27 protein-coding genes are annotated in these 22,563 nt (G+C 64.0%); 6 read left to right on the top strand and 21 right to left on the bottom strand.

Translation table 11 applies throughout. The features are described 5' to 3' along the window. Positions 1-9: 9 nt before the first annotated feature. On the bottom strand, positions 10-780 hold the full coding sequence (yaaA, locus tag AC1RBA_RS01345; protein ID WP_070220229.1) for a peroxide stress protein YaaA: 771 nt from the start codon (positions 778-780) through the stop codon (positions 10-12). Between the two features lie 30 nt (positions 781-810). Between yaaA and AC1RBA_RS01340 the strand changes: the two genes are divergently transcribed. From AC1RBA_RS01340 to AC1RBA_RS01330, 3 genes are all read left to right on the top strand, one after another. Then, positions 811-1,245, top strand: a complete 435-nt coding sequence (locus AC1RBA_RS01340) for a putative toxin-antitoxin system toxin component, PIN family (protein ID WP_034755336.1) — start codon at positions 811-813, stop codon at positions 1,243-1,245. Between the two features lie 83 nt (positions 1,246-1,328). Then, a complete protein-coding gene (locus tag AC1RBA_RS01335; RefSeq protein WP_492416154.1) occupies positions 1,329-2,507 on the top strand; it encodes a pyridoxal phosphate-dependent aminotransferase in 1,179 nt (392 codons plus the stop codon). A gap of 41 nt (positions 2,508-2,548) precedes the next feature. Then, positions 2,549-3,652, top strand: a complete 1,104-nt coding sequence (locus AC1RBA_RS01330) for an HD-GYP domain-containing protein (RefSeq protein WP_070220233.1) — start codon at positions 2,549-2,551, stop codon at positions 3,650-3,652. 38 nt (positions 3,653-3,690) lie between these two features. Here AC1RBA_RS01330 and AC1RBA_RS01325 read toward each other — a convergent pair whose 3' ends face one another. From AC1RBA_RS01325 to AC1RBA_RS01315, 3 genes are all read right to left on the bottom strand, one after another. Further along, complete coding sequence (locus AC1RBA_RS01325; protein ID WP_492416153.1) at positions 3,691-4,155, bottom strand: nuclear transport factor 2 family protein; 465 nt, start codon at positions 4,153-4,155, stop codon at positions 3,691-3,693. Positions 4,156-4,391: 236 nt separating this feature from the next. Further along, positions 4,392-5,051 (bottom strand): DUF2625 family protein, encoded by a 660-nt coding sequence (locus AC1RBA_RS01320; protein WP_492416151.1) that lies wholly within the window; start codon positions 5,049-5,051, stop codon positions 4,392-4,394. 228 nt (positions 5,052-5,279) lie between these two features. After that, positions 5,280-5,504 (bottom strand): hypothetical protein, encoded by a 225-nt coding sequence (locus AC1RBA_RS01315; RefSeq protein WP_492416149.1) that lies wholly within the window; start codon positions 5,502-5,504, stop codon positions 5,280-5,282. 133 nt (positions 5,505-5,637) lie between these two features. Here AC1RBA_RS01315 and AC1RBA_RS01310 point away from each other — a divergent pair, with 133 nt between their 5' ends. From AC1RBA_RS01310 to AC1RBA_RS01300, 3 genes are read left to right on the top strand one after another with little or no spacing between them, the layout of a single operon-like run. Further along, a complete protein-coding gene (locus AC1RBA_RS01310) occupies positions 5,638-6,210 on the top strand; it encodes a helix-turn-helix transcriptional regulator (RefSeq protein WP_492416147.1) in 573 nt (190 codons plus the stop codon). A 29-nt stretch (positions 6,211-6,239) separates the two neighbouring features. Beyond that, on the top strand, positions 6,240-7,049 hold the full coding sequence (locus AC1RBA_RS01305; protein WP_492416146.1) for a serine hydrolase domain-containing protein: 810 nt from the start codon (positions 6,240-6,242) through the stop codon (positions 7,047-7,049). Between the two features lie 3 nt (positions 7,050-7,052). Continuing rightward, positions 7,053-7,274: a hypothetical protein gene (locus tag AC1RBA_RS01300; RefSeq protein WP_492416145.1), complete on the top strand. Its 222-nt coding sequence runs from the start codon at positions 7,053-7,055 to the stop codon at positions 7,272-7,274. Between the two features lie 7 nt (positions 7,275-7,281). Here the strand turns inward: AC1RBA_RS01300 and AC1RBA_RS01295 are convergent, their stop codons facing one another. The 17 genes from AC1RBA_RS01295 to AC1RBA_RS01215 all read right to left on the bottom strand — a co-directional run bounded on the left by AC1RBA_RS01295 (position 7,282) and on the right by AC1RBA_RS01215 (position 22,553). Continuing rightward, on the bottom strand, positions 7,282-8,184 hold the full coding sequence (locus tag AC1RBA_RS01295; protein ID WP_492416143.1) for an alpha/beta hydrolase: 903 nt from the start codon (positions 8,182-8,184) through the stop codon (positions 7,282-7,284). Positions 8,185-8,287: 103 nt separating this feature from the next. Next, complete coding sequence (locus AC1RBA_RS01290) at positions 8,288-8,704, bottom strand: hypothetical protein (RefSeq protein ID WP_492416142.1); 417 nt, start codon at positions 8,702-8,704, stop codon at positions 8,288-8,290. Positions 8,705-9,348: 644 nt separating this feature from the next. Then, complete coding sequence (locus tag AC1RBA_RS01285) at positions 9,349-10,407, bottom strand: tetratricopeptide repeat protein (protein WP_492416141.1); 1,059 nt, start codon at positions 10,405-10,407, stop codon at positions 9,349-9,351. 17 nt (positions 10,408-10,424) lie between these two features. Then, entirely contained in the window at positions 10,425-11,327 is a 903-nt protein-coding gene (locus AC1RBA_RS01280; RefSeq protein ID WP_492402800.1) for an ExeA family protein, read from the bottom strand. After that, positions 11,328-13,106, bottom strand: coding sequence for a pilus (MSHA type) biogenesis protein MshL (mshL, locus tag AC1RBA_RS01275; protein WP_070291636.1), 1,779 nt, complete (start codon positions 13,104-13,106; stop codon positions 11,328-11,330). 38 nt (positions 13,107-13,144) lie between these two features. Beyond that, the gene (locus AC1RBA_RS01270) at positions 13,145-13,540 is read right to left on the bottom strand and encodes an MSHA biogenesis protein MshK (protein WP_492402798.1); all 396 of its coding nucleotides are present in this window, start codon (positions 13,538-13,540) and stop codon (positions 13,145-13,147) included. Beyond that, positions 13,525-14,208, bottom strand: coding sequence for a hypothetical protein (locus AC1RBA_RS01265; RefSeq protein ID WP_492416140.1), 684 nt, complete (start codon positions 14,206-14,208; stop codon positions 13,525-13,527). The genes AC1RBA_RS01270 and AC1RBA_RS01265 overlap by 16 nt, the downstream gene beginning before the upstream one ends. Further along, positions 14,208-14,867 carry a PilN domain-containing protein gene (locus AC1RBA_RS01260; RefSeq protein ID WP_070220256.1) on the bottom strand — a complete coding sequence of 220 codons (660 nt, stop codon included), beginning with the start codon at positions 14,865-14,867 and terminating at the stop codon, positions 14,208-14,210. The genes AC1RBA_RS01265 and AC1RBA_RS01260 overlap by 1 nt, the downstream gene beginning before the upstream one ends. Continuing rightward, a complete protein-coding gene (locus tag AC1RBA_RS01255; protein WP_070312058.1) occupies positions 14,864-15,823 on the bottom strand; it encodes a type IV pilus biogenesis protein PilM in 960 nt (319 codons plus the stop codon). The genes AC1RBA_RS01260 and AC1RBA_RS01255 overlap by 4 nt, the downstream gene beginning before the upstream one ends. Before the next feature lie 130 nt (positions 15,824-15,953). Further along, entirely contained in the window at positions 15,954-16,388 is a 435-nt protein-coding gene (locus tag AC1RBA_RS01250; protein ID WP_227741989.1) for an agglutinin biogenesis protein MshP, read from the bottom strand. A gap of 5 nt (positions 16,389-16,393) precedes the next feature. Beyond that, positions 16,394-17,314, bottom strand: a complete 921-nt coding sequence (locus AC1RBA_RS01245; RefSeq protein WP_492416138.1) for a prepilin-type N-terminal cleavage/methylation domain-containing protein — start codon at positions 17,312-17,314, stop codon at positions 16,394-16,396. Then, entirely contained in the window at positions 17,311-17,877 is a 567-nt protein-coding gene (locus AC1RBA_RS01240; protein WP_121669838.1) for a type IV pilus modification PilV family protein, read from the bottom strand. The genes AC1RBA_RS01245 and AC1RBA_RS01240 overlap by 4 nt, the downstream gene beginning before the upstream one ends. Next, a complete protein-coding gene (locus tag AC1RBA_RS01235; protein ID WP_492416136.1) occupies positions 17,864-18,400 on the bottom strand; it encodes a pilus assembly FimT family protein in 537 nt (178 codons plus the stop codon). The genes AC1RBA_RS01240 and AC1RBA_RS01235 overlap by 14 nt, the downstream gene beginning before the upstream one ends. A gap of 138 nt (positions 18,401-18,538) precedes the next feature. Further along, on the bottom strand, positions 18,539-19,042 hold the full coding sequence (locus AC1RBA_RS01230; protein ID WP_492416134.1) for a type II secretion system protein: 504 nt from the start codon (positions 19,040-19,042) through the stop codon (positions 18,539-18,541). 85 nt (positions 19,043-19,127) lie between these two features. Then, positions 19,128-19,613 carry a type II secretion system protein gene (locus AC1RBA_RS01225; protein WP_070291526.1) on the bottom strand — a complete coding sequence of 162 codons (486 nt, stop codon included), beginning with the start codon at positions 19,611-19,613 and terminating at the stop codon, positions 19,128-19,130. Then, positions 19,613-20,848 (bottom strand): type II secretion system F family protein, encoded by a 1,236-nt coding sequence (locus AC1RBA_RS01220; RefSeq protein ID WP_070291525.1) that lies wholly within the window; start codon positions 20,846-20,848, stop codon positions 19,613-19,615. The genes AC1RBA_RS01225 and AC1RBA_RS01220 overlap by 1 nt, the downstream gene beginning before the upstream one ends. A 1-nt stretch (position 20,849) precedes the next feature. Further along, positions 20,850-22,553, bottom strand: coding sequence for a GspE/PulE family protein (locus AC1RBA_RS01215; RefSeq protein WP_070291524.1), 1,704 nt, complete (start codon positions 22,551-22,553; stop codon positions 20,850-20,852). Between the last annotated feature and the right edge of the window lie 10 nt (positions 22,554-22,563).

The following is a 22,563-nucleotide window of genomic DNA, read 5'->3' as shown; positions in this document are numbered from 1 at the left end:
TTTTTTTACTTATTCGCCGACCTTGCGCCGGAACACCCAGCTGGTGTCGTTCGACGCTTCCGGCACGAAACCGTAGCCGTCCACGTCGAACTGCTTGAGCTGCTGCGGATCGCGGATATTGTGGACGGCCGCATAGCGGGCCAGCATGCCGCGCGCGCGCTTGGCGTAGAACGAGATGATTTTATATTTGCCGTTCTTCCAGTCCTCGAACACGGGCGCGATGACGGGCACGTCCAGCTGGCGCGGCTTGACGGATTTGAAATATTCTTCGGAAGCAAGATTGACCAGCACTTGCGCGCCCTGCTCCTTCGCTGTGCGGTTCAGGCCGTTGGTGATGGTGTCGCCCCAGAACGCATACAAATCCTTGCCGCGCGTGGTGGACAGCCGCGTGCCCATTTCCAGGCGGTGCGGGTGGATCAGGTCCAGCGGGCGCAGCAAGCCGTACAGGCCAGATAAAATGCGCACGCGCGACTGGGCATAGTCGAGCTGGGCCGGCTGCAGGCTGCGCGCCTCGAAACCGGCATACACGTCGCCATTGAAAGCCATGATGGCCTGGCGCGCGTCCTCCAGTTGCGGCGTCCAGGACGCGTAGCGGGCCACGTTGAGGGCCGACAAGGCGTCGGAAATGCCCATCAGGCTGCCCACTTCGGCGGGCGAGAACTGGCGCATGCGGGCTATGAGCTGGGCAGAATGGTCGAGAAAATCGGGGGTGCTGTGCAACGAGGTTGTTGGCGGCGTCTCCAGGTCGAGACTCTTGGCGGGCGAAAGCACGATCAACATAAATTATCACTACAGAATAGAATTGCCGACATGATACCTGCTCCACAAAAACTCGTCCTCGACACCAACGTTTGCCTCGACCTGTTCGTCTTCAACGACCCGCGCTGGGCGGGCCTGCTGGCGGCCATGGAAAGCGGCGCCGTGCACGCCATCACGCGCGAAGATTGCCGCGCGGAATATCTGGTCGTGCTGCATTACAAGCATTTGCCGCTCGATGAAGCCAGCCGCGCCGTCGCCGCCGCCCGCTTCGACGCCCACATCACGGTGGTGGCGCCGCCCGTGTCCGGCGTGCGCCTGCCCGTCTGCACGGACAAGGATGACCAGAAATTCCTCGAACTGGCGCGCGACGCCAACGCCGACATCCTCATCACCAAGGACAAGGCGCTGCTGAAACTGGCCCGCAAGACGGCCAAGGCCGGCATGTTCAAGATCATGGTGCCGGAAGGCTGGGCATTGCCCGGCTGAGCCGCCAAAGCCCCGCACGCGACGGGGCGCGCTGCGCTAGAATGGGAAACGATTCCACTTTCCGCACCGCGACCCTACCGTTCATGAACAGCCCGTCCCTGCCCCACCTGACTCCCACCCTGACCACCCGCTTGCCTCTGGTGGGCACCACCGTGTTTACCCGCATGTCCAGCCTGGCGGCCCAGCATGGCGCCGTCAACCTGGGCCAGGGCTTTCCGGACTTCGATTGCGACCCGGCACTGGTCGAACGGGTCAGCGACGCCATGCGCGCCGGCCACAACCAGTATCCGATGATGACGGGCGCCGCCCCCCTGCGCGAAGCCATCGCCGCGAAGATCGCCAGCCTGTACGGCCACGCCTACGATGCGGGCACGGAAATCACCGTCACGGCCGGCGCCACGCAGGCGCTGACCACGGCGATTTTATGCTGCGTGCATCCGGGCGACGAAGTCATCGTCATCGAACCGGCCTACGACAGCTACCTGCCCGCCATCGCGCTGGCCGGCGGCGTGCCCGTGCTGGTGGCCATGCAAGTGGGTGAACAAGGTTACAGCGTGCCGTGGGACAAGCTCGCTGCCGCCGTCAGCCCCAAGACGCGCTTGATCATCATCAATACGCCGCATAACCCGACGGGCACGATTTTGCGCCCGGCCGACGTGGCCGCGCTGGCCGACATCGTGCGCGGCACGCAAATCCTGATTTTATCGGACGAAGTCTACGAGCACATGGTGTACGACGGCGTGCCGCACGCCTCGCTCTCGCGCCACCCTCAACTGGCGGCGCGCAGCTTCATCGTGTCCAGCTTCGGCAAGACGTATCACGTGACGGGCTGGAAAGTCGGGTACGTGGCGGCGCCCGCGGCGCTGACGGCGGAATTTCGCAAGGTGCACCAGTACAACGTGTTTACCGTCAACACGCCCATGCAGCACGGCATTGCCGGCTACATGGCCGACCCGCAGCCCTACCTGGACTTGCCCGCGTTTTACCAGCGCAAGCGCGATTTGTTCCGCGACGGCCTGGCGGGCAGCCGCTTTACCCTGCTGCCGGCCGACGGCACGTATTTCCAGTGCGTGCGCTACGATGCCATTTCGCAAGAGACTGAAGCGCAGTTCGCCGAATGGCTGACGGCGGAAATCAAGGTGGCCGCCATTCCCGTCTCCGCGTTTTACGCGCAGGGCAAGGAGTCGGGCATCGTGCGCTTCTGCTTTGCCAAGCAGGACGAGACCTTGCGCCTGGCGCTGGAGCGCCTGCGCAGCATTTAACGACAGTATTTCTCCGCCACGGCGGAGTAAAGGATGACAGCATGGTACAGCGTCGCATCGGCCCGGCCGACCTGGTTCCCGGCGAACCCCTGCCCTGGGATCTGTTTCTGGCTGACCACAGCGCCGGCCCGCAACTGCGCAAGGGGCAGATCATCACGGACGGTGCGCAGCTGGGACGGCTCATGCAATTGGGCCTGTATGTGGGCACGCCGGAGCAGCCGTCCGTGTTGCGCTTGCTCAATGAAGCGGCGCAGCGCCTGGAGCGCCTGCTGCTGGCCTTGCGCAGCGAAAGCAATGCCGAGCGCGACGTGCGCGACATCGCCCGCGAACTGCTGCGCGCACTCGAACACGATGCCGACATCGCCCTGGCCAGCATCCTGCTCAACCAGATCGCCGGCAGCTACGCCGTGCGCCACTGCATCGAAACGGCCTTGCTGGCCATGCTGGTGGGCCGCAGCATGCACAAGTCCCACGATGAACTCTTATTGATCGGCGCGGCCGCGCTGACGATGAACGTGGGCATGCTGCGCCACCACGACAGCTTCCAGGACCGGCGCGGCCCCCTGAACGACGAAGAAATGCGTATCGTGCGCCAGCATCCGCAGGAAAGCACGGAACTGTTGCGCTGCGCCGGCGTCGACGACGAGGAATGGCTCAGTTGCGTGCTGCTGCACCATGAAAACGACGACGGCAGCGGCTACCCGCAGGGGCGCACGGCCGACGAAATCCTGCAAAACGCCAAGCTGATCGGCCTGGCCGACCGCTATTGCGCGCGCGTCTCGGCGCGCAACTACCGCCGCTCCATCGTGCCCGACCAGGCGCTGCAGCACATCTTCCTCGACCAGGGCGTGCCCATTGATCCGCTGCTGGGGGAACGGTTCGTCAATCTGCTGGGCAAGTATCCGCCCGGTACCCTGGTGCGCCTGCGCAGCGGCGAACTGGGCGTCGTCACGCAGCGGGGCGCCGCCCTCGTGCATCCGCTCAGCGACCCGCTGGGCGCGCCGCTGGCCGCCGCCCAGCTGGCGCAGATGACGCCGCGCGACACGGGCGACAGCCAGTTCGCCATCGTCTCGTCGCTGCATGAAGACGATGCGGGCGTGCACTTCAGCATGCGCCATGTGTGGGGCGATGAAGCGCGGCTGTAGTCTGGCCGGGCAACGCCGGCGGACAGCGCCACCAAATGTTATTTCGCGGTTTTCGGCGGACGGATGCCCGTGTACTGTGCGCTGACGAGCAGCCATTGCTTGTCGACTAGCCGGGCGACGTACCCTGCGCGCATGGCGAAGTTGCGGGCAACCCCTTCCTGATTGACGCGGTAGGACAACCGGGCCGAGATGAGCGCCGTATCGCCAAAGAGGCGCACCGCCGGTTCATCGACCTGGACTTCCGGACTCGGCCGCTTCTGCTCGGGCGCATAGAAGGACAGCATTTTTTCACGCCCGTCCACCTCGCCGACCGGCGATATTTCCACATAATTCTCGGCCGTGACGGCTTTCAAGGTAGCTTGATCGAAGCTGCTCTGGGCCTGCGCATGGCGCTGCACCAGGGCCAGCAGTTCCGCATCGGCGGGAGCCGCCTGCGCACCACCCATCGCGCCCAAGGCGCCCAGCAGGCAGGTGGAAAGAAGATATGAAAGGGGTAATTTCATGCGTATGTCATCCTGATCGAGGTCATTGGGAAGCATCCGTTGATGACGGCGCTACCGTCAGCATCGAACACTCGCTTGCGGGCAGCCCATCATGAGGAAACCCATCACATGCTATCGCCTTGCCATTTTCTCGCCCATGCCATTGCGACAAACTGCTGAATCGGGGGATTGAAACGCCATTCCACCGCGTCGGGATGCGCATGGCGATGCTTTCAGATATGCCCGCAAGCCTTGCCTCAGCGCGCGTCGGGCAACTTCTTTTGCAGATCAAGGTTGAGCGCCCACTGCTCTTCCACGGCAATGACGCGCCGCGAACTGGTCTTGAGCGAGCCCTCTTGCGTCCACAGAAATGGATAAAAATTCAGGCATAGCTCGCCGGGCAAGGGCAATTCGGGCAATTCGTCAAAGTCCTCCGCGTCGCCAGGCTGGCGGCCGTAAAACTGCCGCAACTGGCTGGTAAAAGCCCATTGGACAAACGTCGTGAAGCCGATCTCCAGCGCTTCCCACTCCAGCGTCTCGGGAGCCAGGTAATACATATTGCCCTGGTCGTCCCCGAGTGCGCCGCCATTGATGGCAAAAAATCCGCCCAGCACGTCGTCGGCGACCAGCAGAAAACCGTCGGCCTTTCCTTTGTTCCAGGCAGCGATATCCCGGCCCAGCCTGGCATGTCCCGACCCCAGTATGCGCAGCCAGCCGTCATCCACCAGGATGCCCCCCGTTTCATAGGCTATCGCCCCCAGGGGAGAACGCGTGGTGACCTGCAGGCTCAGCAGCACATCCTCCCTGCCGGCCGCGGGCGGCAGCAATTCCACCGGCAAGTCGGCCTCGTCGGCCCATTGCCTGATCAGGGGAAACGCCGGGTCTTCGCTATCGAGTAATTCATTCAATGTACGCATGCAATCTGACCTTATCGATGACCGCTTCCGGCGGTCGGAATGTGCACGGCGACGCAGGCACTGTCTGGCGGGCACCGCCAGGCATGCCAGCCGCTTGCCCATGGCGTGATCCGGTATCAATGATGCAACCTGAACACTTTGCAAATTTTACACAGATACACCGCTGCACGGCCGCACGCTTGCCACGGCAAGCCGGCTTGATGCCACGCAACTCCCGTGCATTCCCCTTTATCGACCGTTCATCCTGCGCCTGGCGCCATTCGTCGGCCCGCGCTGGCCTGGCCTGGCGGCCGCACATACCATGCCGATATGACCACTCCACTCCAGTTCAAGTCCGGCCAGTTCTATGGCGACGTGCATCACGGCGCGCGCGGCAGCATCTTCGATATCCGCCGCCTGAAGGCCACGCGCGGCGAGGATGAAGTCGAAACGCACCGGCATGACGATGCCCATTTCGTCTTCGTCCTGTCGGGCACCTATATTTCCAGTGCCCTGCACGCCCCGCCGCGCGCGCCTTCGCCCACCCTCGTCTTCAATCCGGCCGGCACGACGCCGCGACCGCTTCGTCGATGGCAAGGGCAGTTTCATGACGGTATCGCTCGACCCGGCCCTGCTGTCGGGCGCCGAGGAATTGCATGCGGCCCAGGAGTGCGCCACCGTGCTGCGCGATACGGCCAGCGCGGCCGCCGCGTTCCGGCTGGCGCGCGAAATCGGCCGCGGCGGCGATGGCGGCTTGATGGAAGCGGGCGCGTGGGAGATGCTGGCCAGCCTGCACAGGTCGCCCCAGCAGGCGCGCCCGTCCTTGCCCGGCTGGGCGCACCAGGCCTATGCGGCCGTGATGGACCTGGCCAATGACACGCATCTGCGCATCGCCGACGTGGCCGCCGCCCTGGACGTGCATCCCGTGCACCTGGCCCGCGTCTTCCGCCAGGCCTGGGGCTGTTCGCCGGGCGACCTGCTGCGCTGGCGCCGCGTCGAGCAAGCCGGCGGCCTGCTGCGCCGTCCGGAACTGAGCATGGCCGAGGTGGCGCTGAGCGTGGGCTTCGCCGACCAGAGCCACATGACCCGCGCCTTCCAGGCCCGTTACGGCATGACGCCCAGCAACTATCGCCGCCAAATGTTTCAAACGTCCAAGACAATGCCCGATTTGCAAGACTAGACTGCACTTTTCCAACCTCGGAGTACACCATGTTGCGATATCTACCCCTACTTCTGGCCTTCGGCAGCAGCGTCCACGCGGGCGAGCTGGACGGCATCACCACCGCCATCGAAGCGGGCGACTTCAAGCAGGTCACCAGCGTCGTGGTGGCGCAGCGTGGCAAGTTGCTCTACGAACACTACTTCGACAAGGACGGCGCGGAAAGCCTGCGCAACACGCGCTCGGTCGGCAAGACGGTGGCGGGCATGCTGGTCGGCCTGGCCATCGAGCGCAAGTTCTTGCGCGCCGACACCCCCGTGCTGCCCTATTTTCCGGAACTGCGCCCGCTGGCCTACGCCGACCCGCGCAAGGACAAGATCACGGTCGAGGATTTCCTGACCATGAGCTCGCTGCTCGAATGCGACGACGACAACCAGCATTCGCGCGGCAACGAAGAGCGCATGTATCTGGTGGAAGACTGGAGCCGCTTCGTGGCCGACTTGCCGATCCGCGGCTTTCCCGAATGGCAGCCCCGCCCCGAGCAATCGCCGTATGGCCGCGCCTGGAGCTATTGCACGGCGGGCGTAACCCTGCTGGGACCGCTGCTGGAAAAAGTGAGCGGCCAGAGCGTGCCCGACTTCGCCGCCGCCAACCTGTTCCAGCCGCTTGGCATCGACAAGGTCAAATGGCAATTCCAGCCCAAGGGCAGCGCCATGACGGGCGGCGGCTTGCAGCTGCGCAGCGTGGATCTGCTGAAGCTGGGCCAGCTCTACCTTGACGGCGGACGCTGGAATGGCAAGCAGGTGATGCCCGCCGACTGGGTCAGGCGCTCGATCGCGCCCCACGCCAACGCGCGCTAAGGCATGGACTACGGTTACCTGTGGTGGCTGCAGCCGTTCACGGCCAATGGCCGCACGGTGCCAAGCTATGGCATGGCCGGTTCGGGCGGCAATAAAGTGCTGGTATTGCCGGAACTCGATGCCGTGGTCGTCATCACCACGACCAACTTCCAGGTGCGCGACGCCCATGGTCTCAGCGAAAAATTGCTGACCAAGCTGATCCTGCCGGCATTGATGCGCCCCTGAACGCCCTTCATTTCGAGGACGTCAGATACGCCCGCAATCCATGCGTGAGCACAAAAGGAAACACGCTCGCATGGTCTTCGTCCTCGAACACGCGCAAACGCGTTTTCAGATTTGGAAACTTGCGCGATTTCAGCTTGCCGTCGAATTCGCGCACGTCGGCCACCATGTCGGCGTCTTCCTCGGAGCGCGAACGTTTCTTGCCTGCCGCCAGCTTTTCCAGGCCGCCGATGCCGAAGAACACGGAAGCTGGCAAGTCCTTGTGGCTGGCGGCATACGCCTGCTCGCGGTCGAACATCACGCCGGCGTCGTACCACAGCGACGGACTGCCAAGGATGTAGTGCTCGAAGGTGCGCGGTTCCGTCAGCAAAAATTGCAGGCCCAGCAGACTGCCGTAGGAATGGCCGATAAACACCTTGCGCTGCATATTCACGCGATAGTTACTGGCGATAAAGGGAAACACCTCGCCCGCGATGAACTGGCCATACGCCTTCGCTTCGCCGAACGCCGGCTGGCGCCCCGGCATGTCCGAGCGGTAATCGTGCTTGCGCGGCGTGGTGGGCGTGTAGTCGCGGCGGCGGCTGTACACACCGCCATCGCCGTTGGCGTACGACAGGCCGACCACCACTACTTCTTCCATCCCGGCATGCTTGTTCAGGCGCTGCGCGATATTGCGCACGACGGGAAACGCATAATTGGCATCGACGACGAACAGCACCGGGTAGCGTTTATTCCCCTGCCGATAGGAGTCGGGCAAGGCCACATACACCTGGTAGTCGCGCTTCAAGGTTTGCGCATGGATGTCGCGCACTTCCGTATTCTCCAAAACGTAACTGGCGGGGGCGGTGGCGGGGGCGGCATGGGCATTGTTGAGCAGGCAGCAGAGTGCGAGCAGCAGGCTGAGGGATTTCAAACGGGGTTCCTTGACGTAGTCAGTGATGGCGCGATGATATCAACAATCCGAAAAAGAAATGACACTGTTCCAATCATGCCAAAAATACATCCGCACTACAATATCAAAACTCGCCCTCCATGAGCAAGTCTTCCGGCAAGGTCTCTGGCATGAGGGCCAGCAGCGCTGGCGGGATATATTGCACGGCTTGCCGCTCGTCTTCCGCCAGACATTGAAAATCGACGATGAAATGCGCGATATGGCTCAGATACTGCTCGACCAGTTTGCGATACGGCTCGCTGACAAGTTCTGCCTTCAACTCCAGCAGCGTTGCATGGGCGCGCTGGAGGAAAATAGGGATCACGTAATAGTTCTTGCTCAGGAAAAGGCCCGTCACCTGGTTGACATGGCACACCAGCGCATACGTCGGGCTGGCCATGCGGTAACACTGGTCCGGACAAAGGCGCGGCGAATTGATATGTTCCTGGTAGCGCCTGATTTCCCGGCACGCCTCTTTAGCCCCCTCGCGTTCATTGCGCATGGCGCGTCCTTTCAATCTTGTTCACTAGCAATATCCGCCACATGCAGGGGGTGGAACGCGAGCAGGTCGCCATAGCTGGCCACCGCATGCTGCGGATGGTTCGCGATGGTGCCGCTGTAGCAGAGCATCGCGTACCGCGGCCGGCGGCGGCTCGATATCCGTCAAATAGCGGGAAAGCCAGACGGCGTCTTCCAGGTAATAGCCCTGTTCGGCAAACGCGGGAAACGGCTTGTCCTTGAAACGCTCCCAGTGTCCCGCCCCGTCATCCCGCTGCGCGCCCCAGCCACAGGGCAAGTCATGCAACTCTGCCAGCAAGTCATCTCTTCGTATCATGTCTGTCAGACAGACAATCTTGACTGAACTCAACATCGTTTCAGTTGAGGCCGCGTGAAATTGCCAATCCCCTTCGGGGACACCAGCACGATGGGAGCGCCGTTCAAGACCTCCGTGATCGTGAAGCAGGCGGTATTCGGGGCATCGGGGAATTTCCAGGCAGCGCTCATCTTGTCTTGTCCACGGATTCATCCGTTCCAGGCAATTGCCGTGGCGGCGGCTGTGGATAGCGCCAGCAACGCTGCCGACAGGAGAAGCGTACGTATCGTGCCCGCCCCGCTTGCCAACGGCGGCGCCGCAATCGGCCGCACTTACTTGGCCGCCGTCAACTGCACCAGCTTGCGCTCGACAAACGCCTGCAGCTGCGGCGACAGGGTTTGCAAGCCCTTGGCGCGCTCGAACGCCTGGCGCGCCTGGGCCGGATGGTTGTCCGCTTGCAAGGCGATGCCAAGACCCATCCACCAGACGCCGTTGTCGGGCGCCGCCTGCAGGGCCAGCTGGTAGTGCTCGGACGCTTCGCGGTAGCGCTGCTCGCGCTGCAGCACGCCGGCCAGGAAGGCGTGGTATTCGCCGCTGTCGGCGGCGTACGGCAAGCTGCGCATCAGGGTGTCGAGGGCCGCCGCGCCGCCGTTGGTCTTGTCCAGCTGCAGACGGGCCAGCATCATCGCTTGCGCCGGCTGTTTCGGGTCCAGCGCCAGGCTCAGCTGCAGCTGGCGGGCCGCCTCGTCCGGACGCTGCGCTTCGAGCAGCAGGCGCACCAGGGTTTCGCGCGCGCCCTGGTGGCGCGGGTCCAGCTGCAGGGTCTGCTGCAAACCGGGCAACGCTTCGGAGACGCGGCCATCCTGCAACTGGGCCAGCGCGCGCCGGTATGCATTCTCCACGCGCTGCTGCGCAGTCACTTGCTTGCCGTCGATGAGGCGTTCGCTGGCGGCGGGCGCTGCCGTCCTTACAACGGGCGCAGCGGCAGGCTTGGCGGGTTTTTCCGTGACGCGCCGCATTTCGGCGGGCCGCGCCCTGGCGGGCGCCGGGGAAGCTTCCTCGGCCTGGGACACGGGTTCGGGCTCAACCGCCGGGGCGGACACCACCGGCGCAGGCGCTACGGCGACAGGCACAGGAACGGGTACCGGGACAGGCGCCGGAAGCGGGTTGCTGGCCACATTCACCAGCACGGGCGGCACGGGCGGGCGCTTCAGGTAGACCCAGCCCAGGGCGATGGCCGCCGCCGTCAGGCCGGCAGCGCCGCCGAAGATCAGCGCGCGCGGCAAGCCCCGCTCGCGTTCGGGCACGGAGCGGATGCCGGCCGCGTCGCCGCGTCCATCGGGAGTGCCGCGCGCATCGAGGTCTTGCAACATCTTGTTAATCAGGCTCATCTACAGGCTCATCTTCGTCATCGGTTCAATAAAGTCCAGCTCACGGCGCAGGCGGCGGCCAGCACGCCGGCGCCAGCCAGCCATGGCCAAGGCTTCCGCCACAAGCGCGGCTTGCTGGCCAGGGTATCGCTGGCGGCCAGCGCCACGTGGCGCCCGCCGACCTGCTGCCGCCCTTCGCCATACGCCACCATCAGCGCCTTGTGCGCCATGATGTTGATCAGGCGCGGGATGCCGCCGGAAGCCTGGTACAGCTTGCGCACGCCGCCCCGGCTGAACAGACGCGCGCCATCGAAACCGGCCACGCGCAGACGGTGCGCCACATAGAAATCCACGTCGTCGCGCGACAACGGCCCCAGGTGATAGTGAAAGGTGATGCGCTGCGCCAGCTGGCGGATTTCCGGCAGGGCCAGCTTGACGTCGAGTTCGGGCTGGCCGAACAGCACGATTTGCAGCAGCTTGCGTTTTTCCGTTTCCAGGTTCGTCAGCAGGCGCAGCGCTTCGAGGCTGTCGACGGGAATCGCCTGCGCTTCATCCAGGCACAGCAGCACGCGCTTGCCTTGCGCCGCCAGGTTAAGCAGGCGCAAGTTGAGGGATTTGAGTAGCTGGTGCTGATCAGCATCTTTCTCCAGCAATACATCGAGGTCGTCCGCCAGCGCCAGGATCAGCGATCGGGGCGGCAGGTTAGGATTCGGGATATAGGCCGTGACGAAATCCGGCCCCAGCGATTGCATGAACTTGCGGCACAAAAAGGTTTTACCAGTGCCCACTTCGCCAGTGATCTTGATGAAGCCCTCGCCATTGCGCGCCGCCACCAGCAAGGTGTTGAGCGCCTTTTGCGACTGCGGGCCGTTGAAAAAGAAACTGGTATCGGGCGTGAGGCCGAACGGCGCCTCGCGCAAGCCGAAATGGGCCTGGTACATTTAGCGCCGCTCCGACGGCCGGCGCGGGTCGAGCGCCTCGATGCGCTTGCCCGAATCGAGCAAGTCCTCGTTCCAGCTGTTGGCGCCTTCGACGATGGTGGGCTTGATCAGCACCACCAGTTCGCGCTTCTGGATCACCTGTCCCGTGTTGCGGAACAGCGCGCCCAGCACGGGAATATCGCCCGCGCCCGGCACCTGCGAGCGGTCCGAGGTCGTGGCCTGGCGCATCAGGCCGCCGATGGCGACGATGCGCCCATCCTGGCTGCGCACCATGCTGTCCATCTCGGACGTGCTGGAAGCGGCCAGCGGCAGTTTCAGCGAGCCGGCGCTGCCCAGGTCGATTTCCTTGCTGATGGTCGACACCTGACTGACGGACGGGTGCACGTGCAGGATGATGTTGCCATCCGCATCGATCTGCGGCGTCACGTCCAGCACCACGCCGGAAAAGAACGGCTGCAAGGTCACGTTGGGGCTGGTGGTGGCGCCGCTGGCCGTCGTATTCGTGGTGGTGGACACGCCCGTCACGTAAAACTCGTCCGTGCCTATCTTCAGCACGGCCTTCTGGTTGTTCATGGTGGCGATGCGCGGACTCGACAGCACGTGCACAGAGCCTTGCGATTCCAGGAAGGAAATCATGGCGGCAAAGTTGGCCGTCTGGAACGCCAGGCCGAACATGGAGCCGGCCGCCGTCGCCGCCGAGCTGAGGCCGAAGCCGCTGCTGGCCGTCAGGCCGCTGCCATTCGTCATGTTGGGCGGCTGGCCGCCGTTGAACGGCAGCGGCGCCAGGCTGCCGCCCGGCTGGATGAAGCCCGTCGAGATGCGGTTCGTGTGGCCGCTCTTGATCGAGGCGAACGAGGCCCAGTTGATGCCCGTCTGCGTGTTGTCGTTGAGCTCGACTTCGAGGATTTTCGCTTCGAGGATCACCTGGCGGTCGACGGACAGCTGCGTGGCCTTCAGATACATGTCGACGTTGCGCAGCTCTTCCGGCATGGCGCGGATGACGATCACGCCCGACTGCGGGCTCAGCACCACTTGCCGGCCGCCCTCGGTGCTGCCGACGATGGCTTCCAGCGCCGCCTTCAATTCCGGCCAGAAGTCTGCCGTGGACGAGGTGGTGAGGTTGCTGCTGTCCAGGGTGCGGCCGCCCTGGCCGCCATTCGTCTGCTGGTTCTGCTCGCTATTCTGGTTGTTGCCCTGGTTGCCATTGCCGCCCGAACCGCCCGAACTGGTCGAACCGACCGAGCCCACCGAGGTCGACGACACGCGCAGGTTGGAACTGCCCCTGCGCGCGCCCGTCAGGTAATTGACATGGAACAAGCGCGTCTGCATGGTCAGCGGCTTGATGTAGATCTGCGTGCCTTCGACCTTGTAGTCGTAGCCGTACAGCTCGCGCACGGCGTCGAGCGCCTGGAACAGGGTCACGTCCTTCAGGTTGGCCGAAATCGTGCCGCCGATATCGGGATGGACCAGCATGTTGTAGCGCGTGCCGGCCACGATGGAGGTGAAGAACTGGCGCGCCGGCACATTGTTGAAGGCCACGTTGAAGCGCTCGTCGAGCGCGGCGCGGGCCTTCGGCAATTGCTGGGCCAGGGCCGCCACGGGCGGCAGCAGCGCCGCTTCCACGGCATCGGGCTGGGCTGCCGGCGTGGTGGTGGCCGCCGCGCCCTTGACGGCGTCGGTAATCGCATTATAGGTATCGCGCTTGACGGGCGCGACATTGCAGCCGCCCAGGCCCAGGCTGACGCTGACAAGCGCCGCCATCGTGCTGATCTTGAACATGCTCGCCTTGTGTTGATTGAATTGCTTGGCCACTTCTTCTACTCCTGCTTGCGGTCGGTCTTGCTGTCGGTCTGAGGCGGTATCTTGCTGCCCGGGTACAGCTTGAAGGTTTCCAGTGTTTTGCCACGCCGCAATAATACGGCCGTGTCGCGGATCTCCGTCACCACGGCGTCGCCCACCTTGCTGCCGACCTTGACTGTCTGGCCATCGATGACGGCGAGGCGGCGGCCGCCCGGCTGGGTGGAGATGAGCACCGATTGCAGGCGCGGCTGTGCGGGCGCGACGGGAACGGCGCTGGCGGGCGCCCACAGGGCCGCGGGCGGGCGCGTGGGGTCGTCCAGCGCCTGCGCCTGCACGCCGCTGCAGGCCAGGCACAGCGCCAGGAGCGGCGCCCAGCGGCGCGGCGCGCGGCCGGCGGTCACAGTGCGATCCATGTGTCATCCATGCTGAGGGTATATAAAGTCAGGGTCAGCGTCGCTTGCGGGTAGGTTTCGGCCTCCAGGCGGGCCTGGCCCCAGAAGACCCGCGTCGGCATCGCCTGCAGCGCCTGCATGTACTGCAGCATGTCGGCATAACTGCCCTGCAGCACCACTTCCACGCCATGCCGGTGCAGCAGGGGCGCCGGGGCGCTTGCCTTGGCGGCGCCGTCGCCGGACGCTGCGGCTGCCGGGGAAGCGCCCACGCCACCTCCAGACAAGGTTTTCAGCGCGACCACGCGCAGGCCGGCATGCCGGCGCAGCAACTGTTCCAGCAGCGCGACCATGCGTTCGGGCGCCACCAGGCCGTGCTGCTTCTGGCGCAGCTGCTCTTTCATTCTCGCCCCTTCCGCCAGCAGGGCCGCCAGACGCGCGCGCGCATTCTGGTCCGGATCCACTGCGTGCGCCAGCATGGTCAGTTCGATTTCCTTGGCGATGGCTGCCTTCTGGTTTGGCTTTTGCGCAATGCTCGCATGCAGCGCCGCGCGTTTCGCGAACAGCGGATTAAAGAACAAAAAATAGAAGACGAACAGGAGCGCGGCCACGCCCGCGCCGAACAGCATCAGCCGCTCGCGCCGGCTGAGGGCGTCGAAGGCAGCGGCCCATTTTTTCAGCAAGGGCTGCATCAGTGTTTTCCTCCCGCTGCCGCGGCGGACGCCGCAAGCTGGCTTGATGATTGCAAGCTGAAAGTCACATACGGCGCCGCCGGTGCCTTGCCTTCGGTGACAGCCGGCACCGGCGGCTGGCCGATGTCGAGGCTGGCGAAGCTCTTGCCTGCCAGCATATCCTGCTGACCCAGACGCGTGATATACGCGGGCAGCAGCGACGCGCGCAAGGCGCGGCCCTGCAAGCCGAGTTCACTGCCGGCACCGGCGATATTGATGTTCGTCAACCATACGCCTTCCACCCTGGCCTGCGCCAGCGCGCGGAAATAGCCGGCAAAGCCCTGGGTATTGCCCAGTTCGCCACTGGCCAGCACGGCCGACGCATCCAGCAGCAACTGGCGCTGCGCCTCGGCGGCCGCGACTTCCTGCGCCAGCGCCGGATCTTTCTTGCGTGGCGGAAAATCACGCAAGGCCTGGTCGCGCCTCGCCTCTTCTTTTGCCAGCGCCGCCTGGACATCCGCGTCCTGGCGCTGCAGTTCCGTCAGCGAGCGCTGGCCCAGCACGCACAGCAGCAGCAAGCCCAGCGCCAGCGCACCGAGGCAGGCGCCGGCGGTGCGCGCCGACATCTGGTGGGTCGTCTGTTCGAACTGGGGGTTGAACAGATTGATCTGCTGGCTCATGCGCCCTTCCCTTCGCTCTTGCCCGGGAGCATGCCCCCCTCGCGCAAGGCCGCGCCCAGCGCCAGGAAGTAGCGCGCCTGCATGTCCGGCTCGCGCAAGGCGGCAACCCGGGAAAAGTCGAACACCTGATTCAGGTCCAGCCGTTCGACCGGCATGTACAGATTATCGGCCAGATAGCCGTGCAAGCCATCGCTGGCGCCCGTCATCAGCATCAGGCGCGAGAGCGAAATGAAGTGGAACTGGCGGTCGAAGTGGTCGAACGAGCGCTGCAGCTCCAGGGTGACACGATCGTAATACTGGCTGGCGTCGGGAGAGTGCAATTGCGGCAAGGTCACATCGATGCGGCGCGCCTGGTACAGCTCGCCATTGAAACTCATGGTCAGCAAGCCGCCGTCGCCATCGAAGGACAGCACGGCGATGCCGCGCCCCGGCGTTTCCAGCAGGGTGGCGATATTGCGCTGCGCCATTTCCGGGATATCGATCACGGACAGGCCGATCTTGCATACGCCATACAGCCCCTGGCGCCGCGACACGGCGCTGTTGCGCGCGGCGACGGCAAACACGCTGCTGCCGCGCTGGGTGCCGTTCGGGTCGCCGGGGATGTCGAACACGTCGATGGTGGCCTCGGCCAGGGGAAAGTCCAGCATGTCCTTCAGGCGCCAGCCCACGGCCGTCTTCAATTCCTCGCGCGGCACAGCCGGCGCTTCCAGCGACAGCAGCTGGTACTCGCCGCCGGCCAGCACGGTACTGCAGTGGCGCGCCGCGGCCTGCAGTTCCTTGCCCAGCTTTTCCAGCACCTCGGCCGACGCGGGCCGTTCCGCCGCCTGGTAACTGGCGCACAGCACGCGCGGCAGGCCGTCGGCGGGACGCTCGACAACGACGGCGCTGACACCTTCGCGGCCAAACGCCGTCGCCAGCCAGCCATCGTATTTTCTTGCTCTTGCGAATAAACCCATGCGAACTATCCAGTGTAAGTGCCTGCCCGACTTGTCGCGCAGATAATGCATCAAGCCAATTCTAATTCATGAAACCAATTTTGTTGTGTAAAAACAATAAATTAGCGATCTTTTTTTCAAGCAGTTGACCTTACTGCGACAGCACGGCCTGCAGGCGGCGCTGGACGTAATCGGGGTTGTTGCCCGCGTGCGGACATAACGGCTCGGCCGCGGCCGGCTGGTTGCAGGACGTGGCCGTGATGGTCCAGCTGCTCAGTGTGCCCGGACCCGTGGCCTTGACGCACTGTACGCTGACAGAAAAGGAGGACAGCGATGTGCCTGCCGGCAAGGCAAACGACACGGAAGGAGCGCAGTTTCCATCGATCAGCTGGCTGTACACGCCCCACTCGATGCCGGCGCGCGCGGCCTGCTCGGCGCGCACGCCCTGCACGTCCATCGCCGATTCAACTTGCTGCAGGGTAAACACGTTCACCATCACGGCGCCCAGCCCCGCCAGCACCACCAGCAGGAAGATGGCCGTCACCAGGCTGAAGCCGCGCATGCGGCGGGAGGGAAATATTCTCATGGCGCTCATGGTGTGTTACTGACCTGTACCTGCTGCACCAGGCGCAGCGTGCCGGTATTGCTGTTTTCCGCGCCGAGGCTCAGGACGATGCTGAGCAGGCCGCGCGGCCCGTTCTTCAACACCTCATAGGTAAAACAGCCTTCGGGGGGAGCCTCTGTTTGACCAGACCGCGTCACCGTGTTTTTCAGGATTTTTTGCGCCAGCAGTGCGCGCACGGGGGCCGTTGACAAAGGCGCCGCCGCCGCATCGAGCGGCTGCGCCGCCTGGATGACATAGCCGGAATAACGCATCAGGGTACCGGCCTGCGGATCGCAAACATAGCTGACAGGCGTCGTCACCACCTGAAAACGGTGCGATGGCGAGGGGAACTTCAGCGGCGCCTGCGCGAGGAAGGGATTGCTCTTCAGGGTCACCAGCGTGCCGCTGACGGCATCGACCTGCGCCAGATTGCAGATGCCGGCGTTGACGGCACAGCCGTAGGCATCCGGCAGGTTGTCGCCCATATTGTAGACGGCGATAAAGTCGCCGGGCGCGATCTCCGGCGCGCTCCCGACGACGGTAAATTGATTGGCGTTCGCGCCGGCGGCGACGGGATTGAAGGCCAGCACGGCTCCGAGACCCGGTGCATCGTCCTCGGACAGGTAGCGGCCGCCCGATTTCGTCAACAGCAACTCCAGGTATTTCCCGTCCGCGCTGACGCGCACGCTGTTCGGCAGGGCAAGGCGCACGTCGCGCGCGATGCGCCGCGTGGCGGTATCGGCCAGGTCGGCCAGGTCGGCGCGGGCATTGGCATCGATATAACCTTGCACGGGCAGGCGGATGAACATGGCCACCATGCCGCCGATGATGCCCGTGATGACGATCACAATGATCATCTCCACCAGGGTAAAGCCGCGCGCGCGGCGCCGGAAAGAAGAGGTATTCATGGGATGCTGTTCGGCGCGTAGCGCGTGCGGTAGCCGTCGAGTACGACCTGCTGCTTGTCGCCATAGGCGACGCTGACCTGGATATGCAGCACCTTGGGCGCCGCGATGCCGTTCAGCGCAACGGTATTGATGCTCACCGTCGCCGCATACTGACCGGCAAGCGCTGAGAACGGGTTGCCGGCCACATCCGTGGTGTATGTCGAGGTTCCGCCGTCGCTGGCCACGTAATCATTGACGTTGTCGTAAGGCCGCTGCGTGGTGGCGCCCTGTATGCCAAACGCTTCCTTCGTGGCGCAACCGGCCTCGCCGGTCGCCGTCTCGGCTGCCGGGTCATCCACTGCGCAATAAGTGAAGCGCGCGCCCTCGATTTCGTCGAGCATGCCTTGCGCAATGGCCAGCGCCTGCTTGCGCAGCTGCGGGTCGACGCTATTGCGCGTCGTCAAGCTCATCACGCCAAGGATGGCCGTCACCGCCACGCCCACGATGACGATGAAGAGCACCAGTTCGATCAGGGTCACGCCGGCCTGGCCGCGCCTGGCGGCACGGCGCCTAGCGGTACACATAGCCGGTCTCCGGTGCGACGTTGACCTGGTATTGCTGCCCGCCCGCAACCACGGTCAGCACCAGGATAGTGGAAAAATCGCCGTACGTCGCGTAATACGGGCGCCCCAGCGGGTCAAAGTAAAACCCCGCGCCGCCCGTCAGCGTAACGGCCGCAGGCCATCCTTCGCACAGCCAGTTGCTCCTGTCGCTGCAAGCGAGCAGTGTTTCCTTGCTGCCGCTGTTCGTGCCGGCGGGCGGCACCACCTTCTGCGCATCGCTGCAAGCGGCATCGAAGCACAGCGCCACGCTTTTGCCGTCGATGCGCACAAACACGGGACGGTTTTGCGCCACCGCAAGCTTTTGTCCATAGCGCACGATACTCGCCACCTGATCGCTGGTACTGCGCGCATCAAAGGCATCGCGCTGGAAAAACCGCGAAACGGCAAACGTGGCCAGCAGGCCGGCGATCACCAGCACCGCGACCAGTTCGATCAGCGTGAAGCCGCGCGCGCGGCGCCGCAGCCTGGGCCGTGAGAGCGTCATACGTTGCGGCAAGGTGGTCGATGGCAGGGACAATGGCAATACCCGTAAAAAAGCCCAACCGGCATGGCCTGGCGTTGGGCGGGCGGAAAACATGGCGTGGCCATGCCGGCTTGCCGGCATGGCAGCTGCACGCCCGGATTAGCTGCAGTTGGCCGAGGTCAGGGCCGTCGCGTCAACCACCGCCGGCAGGACTGGCGTGGTGCCTGACGCAGCCACGGCAGTCGTATAGGTCACCTTGCAACTTGTATGCTTACTATCAGGCAACACCGTCAGCACGGTTCCCGTCGCCGCAACGGTGGTCGTATCGTAGTCAACCAGACCGCCTGCCGCCGAGGCGATGCCAGGCGATGCGATGCCGGGGTAGCCGCTGATGCCCTTGATGTCCGTGCCTTCCATGTTGACGGCAACGGCGTCGGCAGGCGAACCCTTGACCAGCCATTGTGCGTGGAACAGGGCCGAACCGGATTTCAAGGCGCCCGCTGCCGCCTGCATCTTGGCGATGCGCGCATCGGTCGACATGTCGACGAATTTAGGAATGGCCGTCGCTGCCAGGATACCCAGGATCACGATGACGACGACCAGTTCAATCAGGGTAAAACCCGCCTGGGCGCCGCTTTTCATACTACGTAAGGATTTCTTCATACCAGCTTCTCCAAAATCAAATAAAAACATCAAAACCAACGCCATGAAACGTGCGCTGCACGGCACGCCGTTGCAGCGCGTCAGGCTATTTCCACACCACAATATCGGGTTCCTGGACGAGCTTGTCAATATCGGCGTCTGCACCTGGCAAGATTACCTTAAATTTCACTGCATCAAGCTCTGAACCGGGAAAAATATTGCCATTACTAAACAAATAGATGATTTTTTGTTCTTTTCTGTCGTACAACCAATTCCCGCCGGGTAATTCATCGAGCACGGGGGCATCGAATTCGCCCAGGTAGTTGGCTGGCTTGTCGGCCAGCCAGTCGAACGGGTTTTGCCGCGCCAGCGCCGGTATGCGCGCGCGCCCGTCCGCCAGGTACAGCTGCAGCACCTGCACCCGCAAGCCGGTGCGCAAGGCCCCCAGCGTCTGCGCCATAGCCAGCTGCTGCGCCTGCTGCTGGTAGTAGCCGGCCCGGTTCAGGAACACGCCCACCAGGATGGCGAACACGCTTGCCACGACGGCCAGTTCGAACAGCGTGAAACCGCGCTGGCGGGCAGGCAGCGCCATCAGTGCAGGGCCGCGCGGCCCAGGTCCCAGATCGGCAGGAAGATGCCCAGCGCCAGCACCAGCACCATGGCGCCGAGGAAGACGATCAGGATCGGCTCGATCTGCGCCGACAGGGTTTTCAGCTCGTAATCGACTTCGCGCTCGTACATGTCCGCGATCTCGTCCATCAGGTCGTCGAGCGAACCGGACTCCTCGCCCACGGCGATCATCTGCAGCACCACGGGCGTAAACACGCCGGCCGCCACCGAGGTGCGCAGGATGCTTTCGCCCCGCTCCACGCCGTCGCGCATCTGCTCCACGCGCGCGCTCAGGTAGGTGTTGTCCACCGTTTGCGCCACCACCGTCAGCGCCTGTACGATGGGCACGCCGCTGGTGCTCGACAGGGCGAAGCTGCGGGCGAAGCGGGCCATCGTGCCCTTCAGGATGATCTTGCCGGCAATCGGCAGGCGCAGCTTGGCGCGGTCCCATTTATACAGGCCCTCTTTCGTGCGCAGCCAGGCGCGCCAGCCGAAAAAGCCGCCCACGCCCAGCATCAGCAGGATGGGCCAGTAGGTCACCGTGAAGCGCGAGGTGCCGATCAGGAAGCGCGTCATCAGGGGCAGTTCAGCGTGGAAACTGGCGAACACTTTTTCGAACTGGGGAATGACGAAGATATTCACCACGATCATCGCGGCGACCATGGCGAAGACGACGAAGCTCGGGTAGCGCGTGGCCGACTTGACGCGCGCGCGCATGTCGCGGTCGAATTCCAGGTGATCGAACAGGCGCAGGAACACTTCGTCGAGGCGCCCCGTCATTTCGCCCACGCGCACCATCGACAGATAAAACGGCGTGAAGATGGCGGGATGGCGCGCCATGGCGGCCGATAGTTCGCGCCCCGCGTCCAGCGACTCGCGCACGTCCTTGATGATGCGCCCGAACGCCGGGCTGATGGCGGATTCCTGCAGGCCGGCCAGTCCCCGCATGATGGGCACGCCCGCCTTGAGCAGGGTGTACAGCTGGCGGCTGAACAGCTGCACGTCCATGGGCGTGACTTTTTTCTCGGTCAGCTTGTCCCACCAGCCCAATTTGCTGGCGCCGGCGCCCGCCACCGTCTGTTTGGTGGCGCTGATGTCGACGGGCGTACTGCCGCCCGCCATCAACTGATCGGCCACGGCGCCGCTGTCGGCGCCCTCCATCACGCCCGTCAGCAGTTCGCCGTTGGCATTGCGCGCCTTGTAAGCAAAAAACGCCACGTCAATCCTCGCTCTGGTTGCTGATGCGCATCGCTTCCATCACCGTCGTGCGGCCTTGCACCACCAGCTGCACGGCGTGGCGGCGCAAGGTGTCGCCGGCCATTTGCGCCGTCGCCACCTTCATGAAGTGCGATGGATCGGCATGGTTGGCGGCATCGGCCACGGCGCGCGTAATTTCCAGCAATTCGTACACGCCCGTGCGGCCCCGGTAACCCATGCCATTGCAATGCGAACAGCCTTTGCCGTGGAAATACTGGTTGCGCTCGACCAGCTCGCCCAATTCCAGGCGCAGCCATTCGTATTCGTTCGGCGTGGGCTGGTACGGCGTGCTGCAGCTTTCGCAGATCACGCGCACCAGACGCTGCGCCAGCACGGCTTGCAGCGAGCTGCCCACCATGTAGCGGGGCACGCCCATGTCCATCAGGCGCAGCGGCGTGCTGATGGCGTCGTTCGTATGCAGGGTCGACAGCACTAGGTGACCCGTCATGGCGGCGCGCAAGCCGATTTGCGCCGTTTCCTGGTCGCGCATCTCGCCGACGAGCACGATGTCGGGATCTTGCCGCAAGGCCGAACGCAGCACTCTGGCAAAGTTCAGTTCGATCTTGTCGTTCACTTGCACCTGGTTAATGCCGGGCAAACGGTACTCGACGGGGTCTTCCACCGTGATGAGCTTTTTTTCCACGGAATTGAGTTCGGACAAGGCGCAGTACAGGGTCGTCGTCTTGCCGCTGCCGGTCGGCCCCGTCACCAGCACGAGGCCGTTCGGGCGGCTGACGATGGCGCGGAACTGCTGCACCAGCTTGGGCGGCATGCCGATCGCGTCCAGGCGCAAGGTCGTGCCGCCCTGGTTCAGCAGACGCATCACCACCGATTCGCCGTACTGCGTCGGCATGGTGGAAATACGCACATCGATGCGCTGGTTTTTCACGCGGATGGCGAAACGGCCGTCCTGCGGCAGGCGCTTCTCGGAAATATCGAGGTCCGACATCAGTTTCAGGCGCAGCGCCAGCGAACTGGCGATCTTGCTGTCCGCTTCGGTCTGCAGGTGCAGCACGCCGTCGATGCGGAAGCGGATCTGCAGCCGGCCTTCCTGCGGCTCGATGTGGATGTCGGAGGCGCGCACCTGCGTGGCATCCTCGAACACCGATTGCAGCAGCTTGACGATGGGCGCCTCTTCCAGGCCCGGGTTGGCGGCCAGCGCGCCGAAGTCGACGGACACGTCGCCCAGATCCTGCTCCAGCTCGCGCGTCAGGGTCGAGATGTCTTCCGTGCGGCGGTAGATGCGGTCGATGGCGGCCAGCACTTCCGTTTCATTGACCACGGCCAGCTCGATCTGTCGCTTGACCAGGCGCGAGATTTCATCGTACGCGAACAGGTCGGTGGGATCGGACATGCCGACCAGCAAGCCCTCGCGGCGGTCTTCCAGCACCAGCGCGCGGAAGCGGCGCGCCTGGGTTTCCGGCAGCAGCCGCACCAGTTCGGGATTGATGTTGAAAAACTTCAGATTGATGTAGGGAATGTCGAGCTGGCGCGCCAGCGCGCCCGAAATCTGCTCTTCCGTGACGAAGCCGTGCTCGACAAAAACGCGGCCCAGCTTGCGTCCCGAACGCTTCTGTTCCGTCAAGGCCTGGCCCAACTGTTCTTCCGTCAGCAACTTCTGCTGCACCAAAATTTCACCGAGCCGGACTTTCTCTGGCCTTGCCATTGCTTACTCC

Source organism: Janthinobacterium sp. GW823-FHT03B06 (assembly GCF_058796955.1).
This window is presented reverse-complemented; position numbering and strand designations above follow the sequence as displayed.

Coding starts and splice junctions, on each gene's coding strand:
- AC1RBA_RS01330 (WP_070220233.1), top strand. CDS start 2,549: ATGGTACAGCGTCGCATCGGCCCGGCCGACCTGGTTCCCGGCGAACCC.
- AC1RBA_RS01335 (WP_492416154.1), top strand. CDS start 1,329: ATGAACAGCCCGTCCCTGCCCCACCTGACTCCCACCCTGACCACCCGC.
- AC1RBA_RS01265 (WP_492416140.1), bottom strand. CDS start 14,208: ATGCAGCCCTTGCTGAAAAAATGGGCCGCTGCCTTCGACGCCCTCAGC.
- AC1RBA_RS01315 (WP_492416149.1), bottom strand. CDS start 5,504: ATGGGCATCGTCATGCCGGTGCGTTTCGACTTCATCCTCGCCGCGCGT.
- AC1RBA_RS01245 (WP_492416138.1), bottom strand. CDS start 17,314: ATGAATACCTCTTCTTTCCGGCGCCGCGCGCGCGGCTTTACCCTGGTG.
- AC1RBA_RS01325 (WP_492416153.1), bottom strand. CDS start 4,155: ATGAAATTACCCCTTTCATATCTTCTTTCCACCTGCCTGCTGGGCGCC.
- AC1RBA_RS01300 (WP_492416145.1), top strand. CDS start 7,053: ATGGACTACGGTTACCTGTGGTGGCTGCAGCCGTTCACGGCCAATGGC.
- AC1RBA_RS01235 (WP_492416136.1), bottom strand. CDS start 18,400: ATGACGCTCTCACGGCCCAGGCTGCGGCGCCGCGCGCGCGGCTTCACG.
- mshL (WP_070291636.1), bottom strand. CDS start 13,106: ATGTTCAAGATCAGCACGATGGCGGCGCTTGTCAGCGTCAGCCTGGGC.
- AC1RBA_RS01280 (WP_492402800.1), bottom strand. CDS start 11,327: ATGTACCAGGCCCATTTCGGCTTGCGCGAGGCGCCGTTCGGCCTCACG.
- AC1RBA_RS01310 (WP_492416147.1), top strand. CDS start 5,638: ATGACGGTATCGCTCGACCCGGCCCTGCTGTCGGGCGCCGAGGAATTG.
- AC1RBA_RS01260 (WP_070220256.1), bottom strand. CDS start 14,867: ATGAGCCAGCAGATCAATCTGTTCAACCCCCAGTTCGAACAGACGACC.
- AC1RBA_RS01225 (WP_070291526.1), bottom strand. CDS start 19,613: ATGGCGCTGCCTGCCCGCCAGCGCGGTTTCACGCTGTTCGAACTGGCC.
- AC1RBA_RS01215 (WP_070291524.1), bottom strand. CDS start 22,553: ATGGCAAGGCCAGAGAAAGTCCGGCTCGGTGAAATTTTGGTGCAGCAG.
- AC1RBA_RS01240 (WP_121669838.1), bottom strand. CDS start 17,877: ATGTGTACCGCTAGGCGCCGTGCCGCCAGGCGCGGCCAGGCCGGCGTG.
- AC1RBA_RS01270 (WP_492402798.1), bottom strand. CDS start 13,540: ATGGATCGCACTGTGACCGCCGGCCGCGCGCCGCGCCGCTGGGCGCCG.
- AC1RBA_RS01340 (WP_034755336.1), top strand. CDS start 811: ATGATACCTGCTCCACAAAAACTCGTCCTCGACACCAACGTTTGCCTC.
- yaaA (WP_070220229.1), bottom strand. CDS start 780: ATGTTGATCGTGCTTTCGCCCGCCAAGAGTCTCGACCTGGAGACGCCG.
- AC1RBA_RS01285 (WP_492416141.1), bottom strand. CDS start 10,407: ATGAGCCTGATTAACAAGATGTTGCAAGACCTCGATGCGCGCGGCACT.
- AC1RBA_RS01250 (WP_227741989.1), bottom strand. CDS start 16,388: ATGAGAATATTTCCCTCCCGCCGCATGCGCGGCTTCAGCCTGGTGACG.
- AC1RBA_RS01255 (WP_070312058.1), bottom strand. CDS start 15,823: ATGGGTTTATTCGCAAGAGCAAGAAAATACGATGGCTGGCTGGCGACG.
- AC1RBA_RS01230 (WP_492416134.1), bottom strand. CDS start 19,042: ATGAAGAAATCCTTACGTAGTATGAAAAGCGGCGCCCAGGCGGGTTTT.
- AC1RBA_RS01305 (WP_492416146.1), top strand. CDS start 6,240: ATGTTGCGATATCTACCCCTACTTCTGGCCTTCGGCAGCAGCGTCCAC.
- AC1RBA_RS01320 (WP_492416151.1), bottom strand. CDS start 5,051: ATGCGTACATTGAATGAATTACTCGATAGCGAAGACCCGGCGTTTCCC.
- AC1RBA_RS01290 (WP_492416142.1), bottom strand. CDS start 8,704: ATGCGCAATGAACGCGAGGGGGCTAAAGAGGCGTGCCGGGAAATCAGG.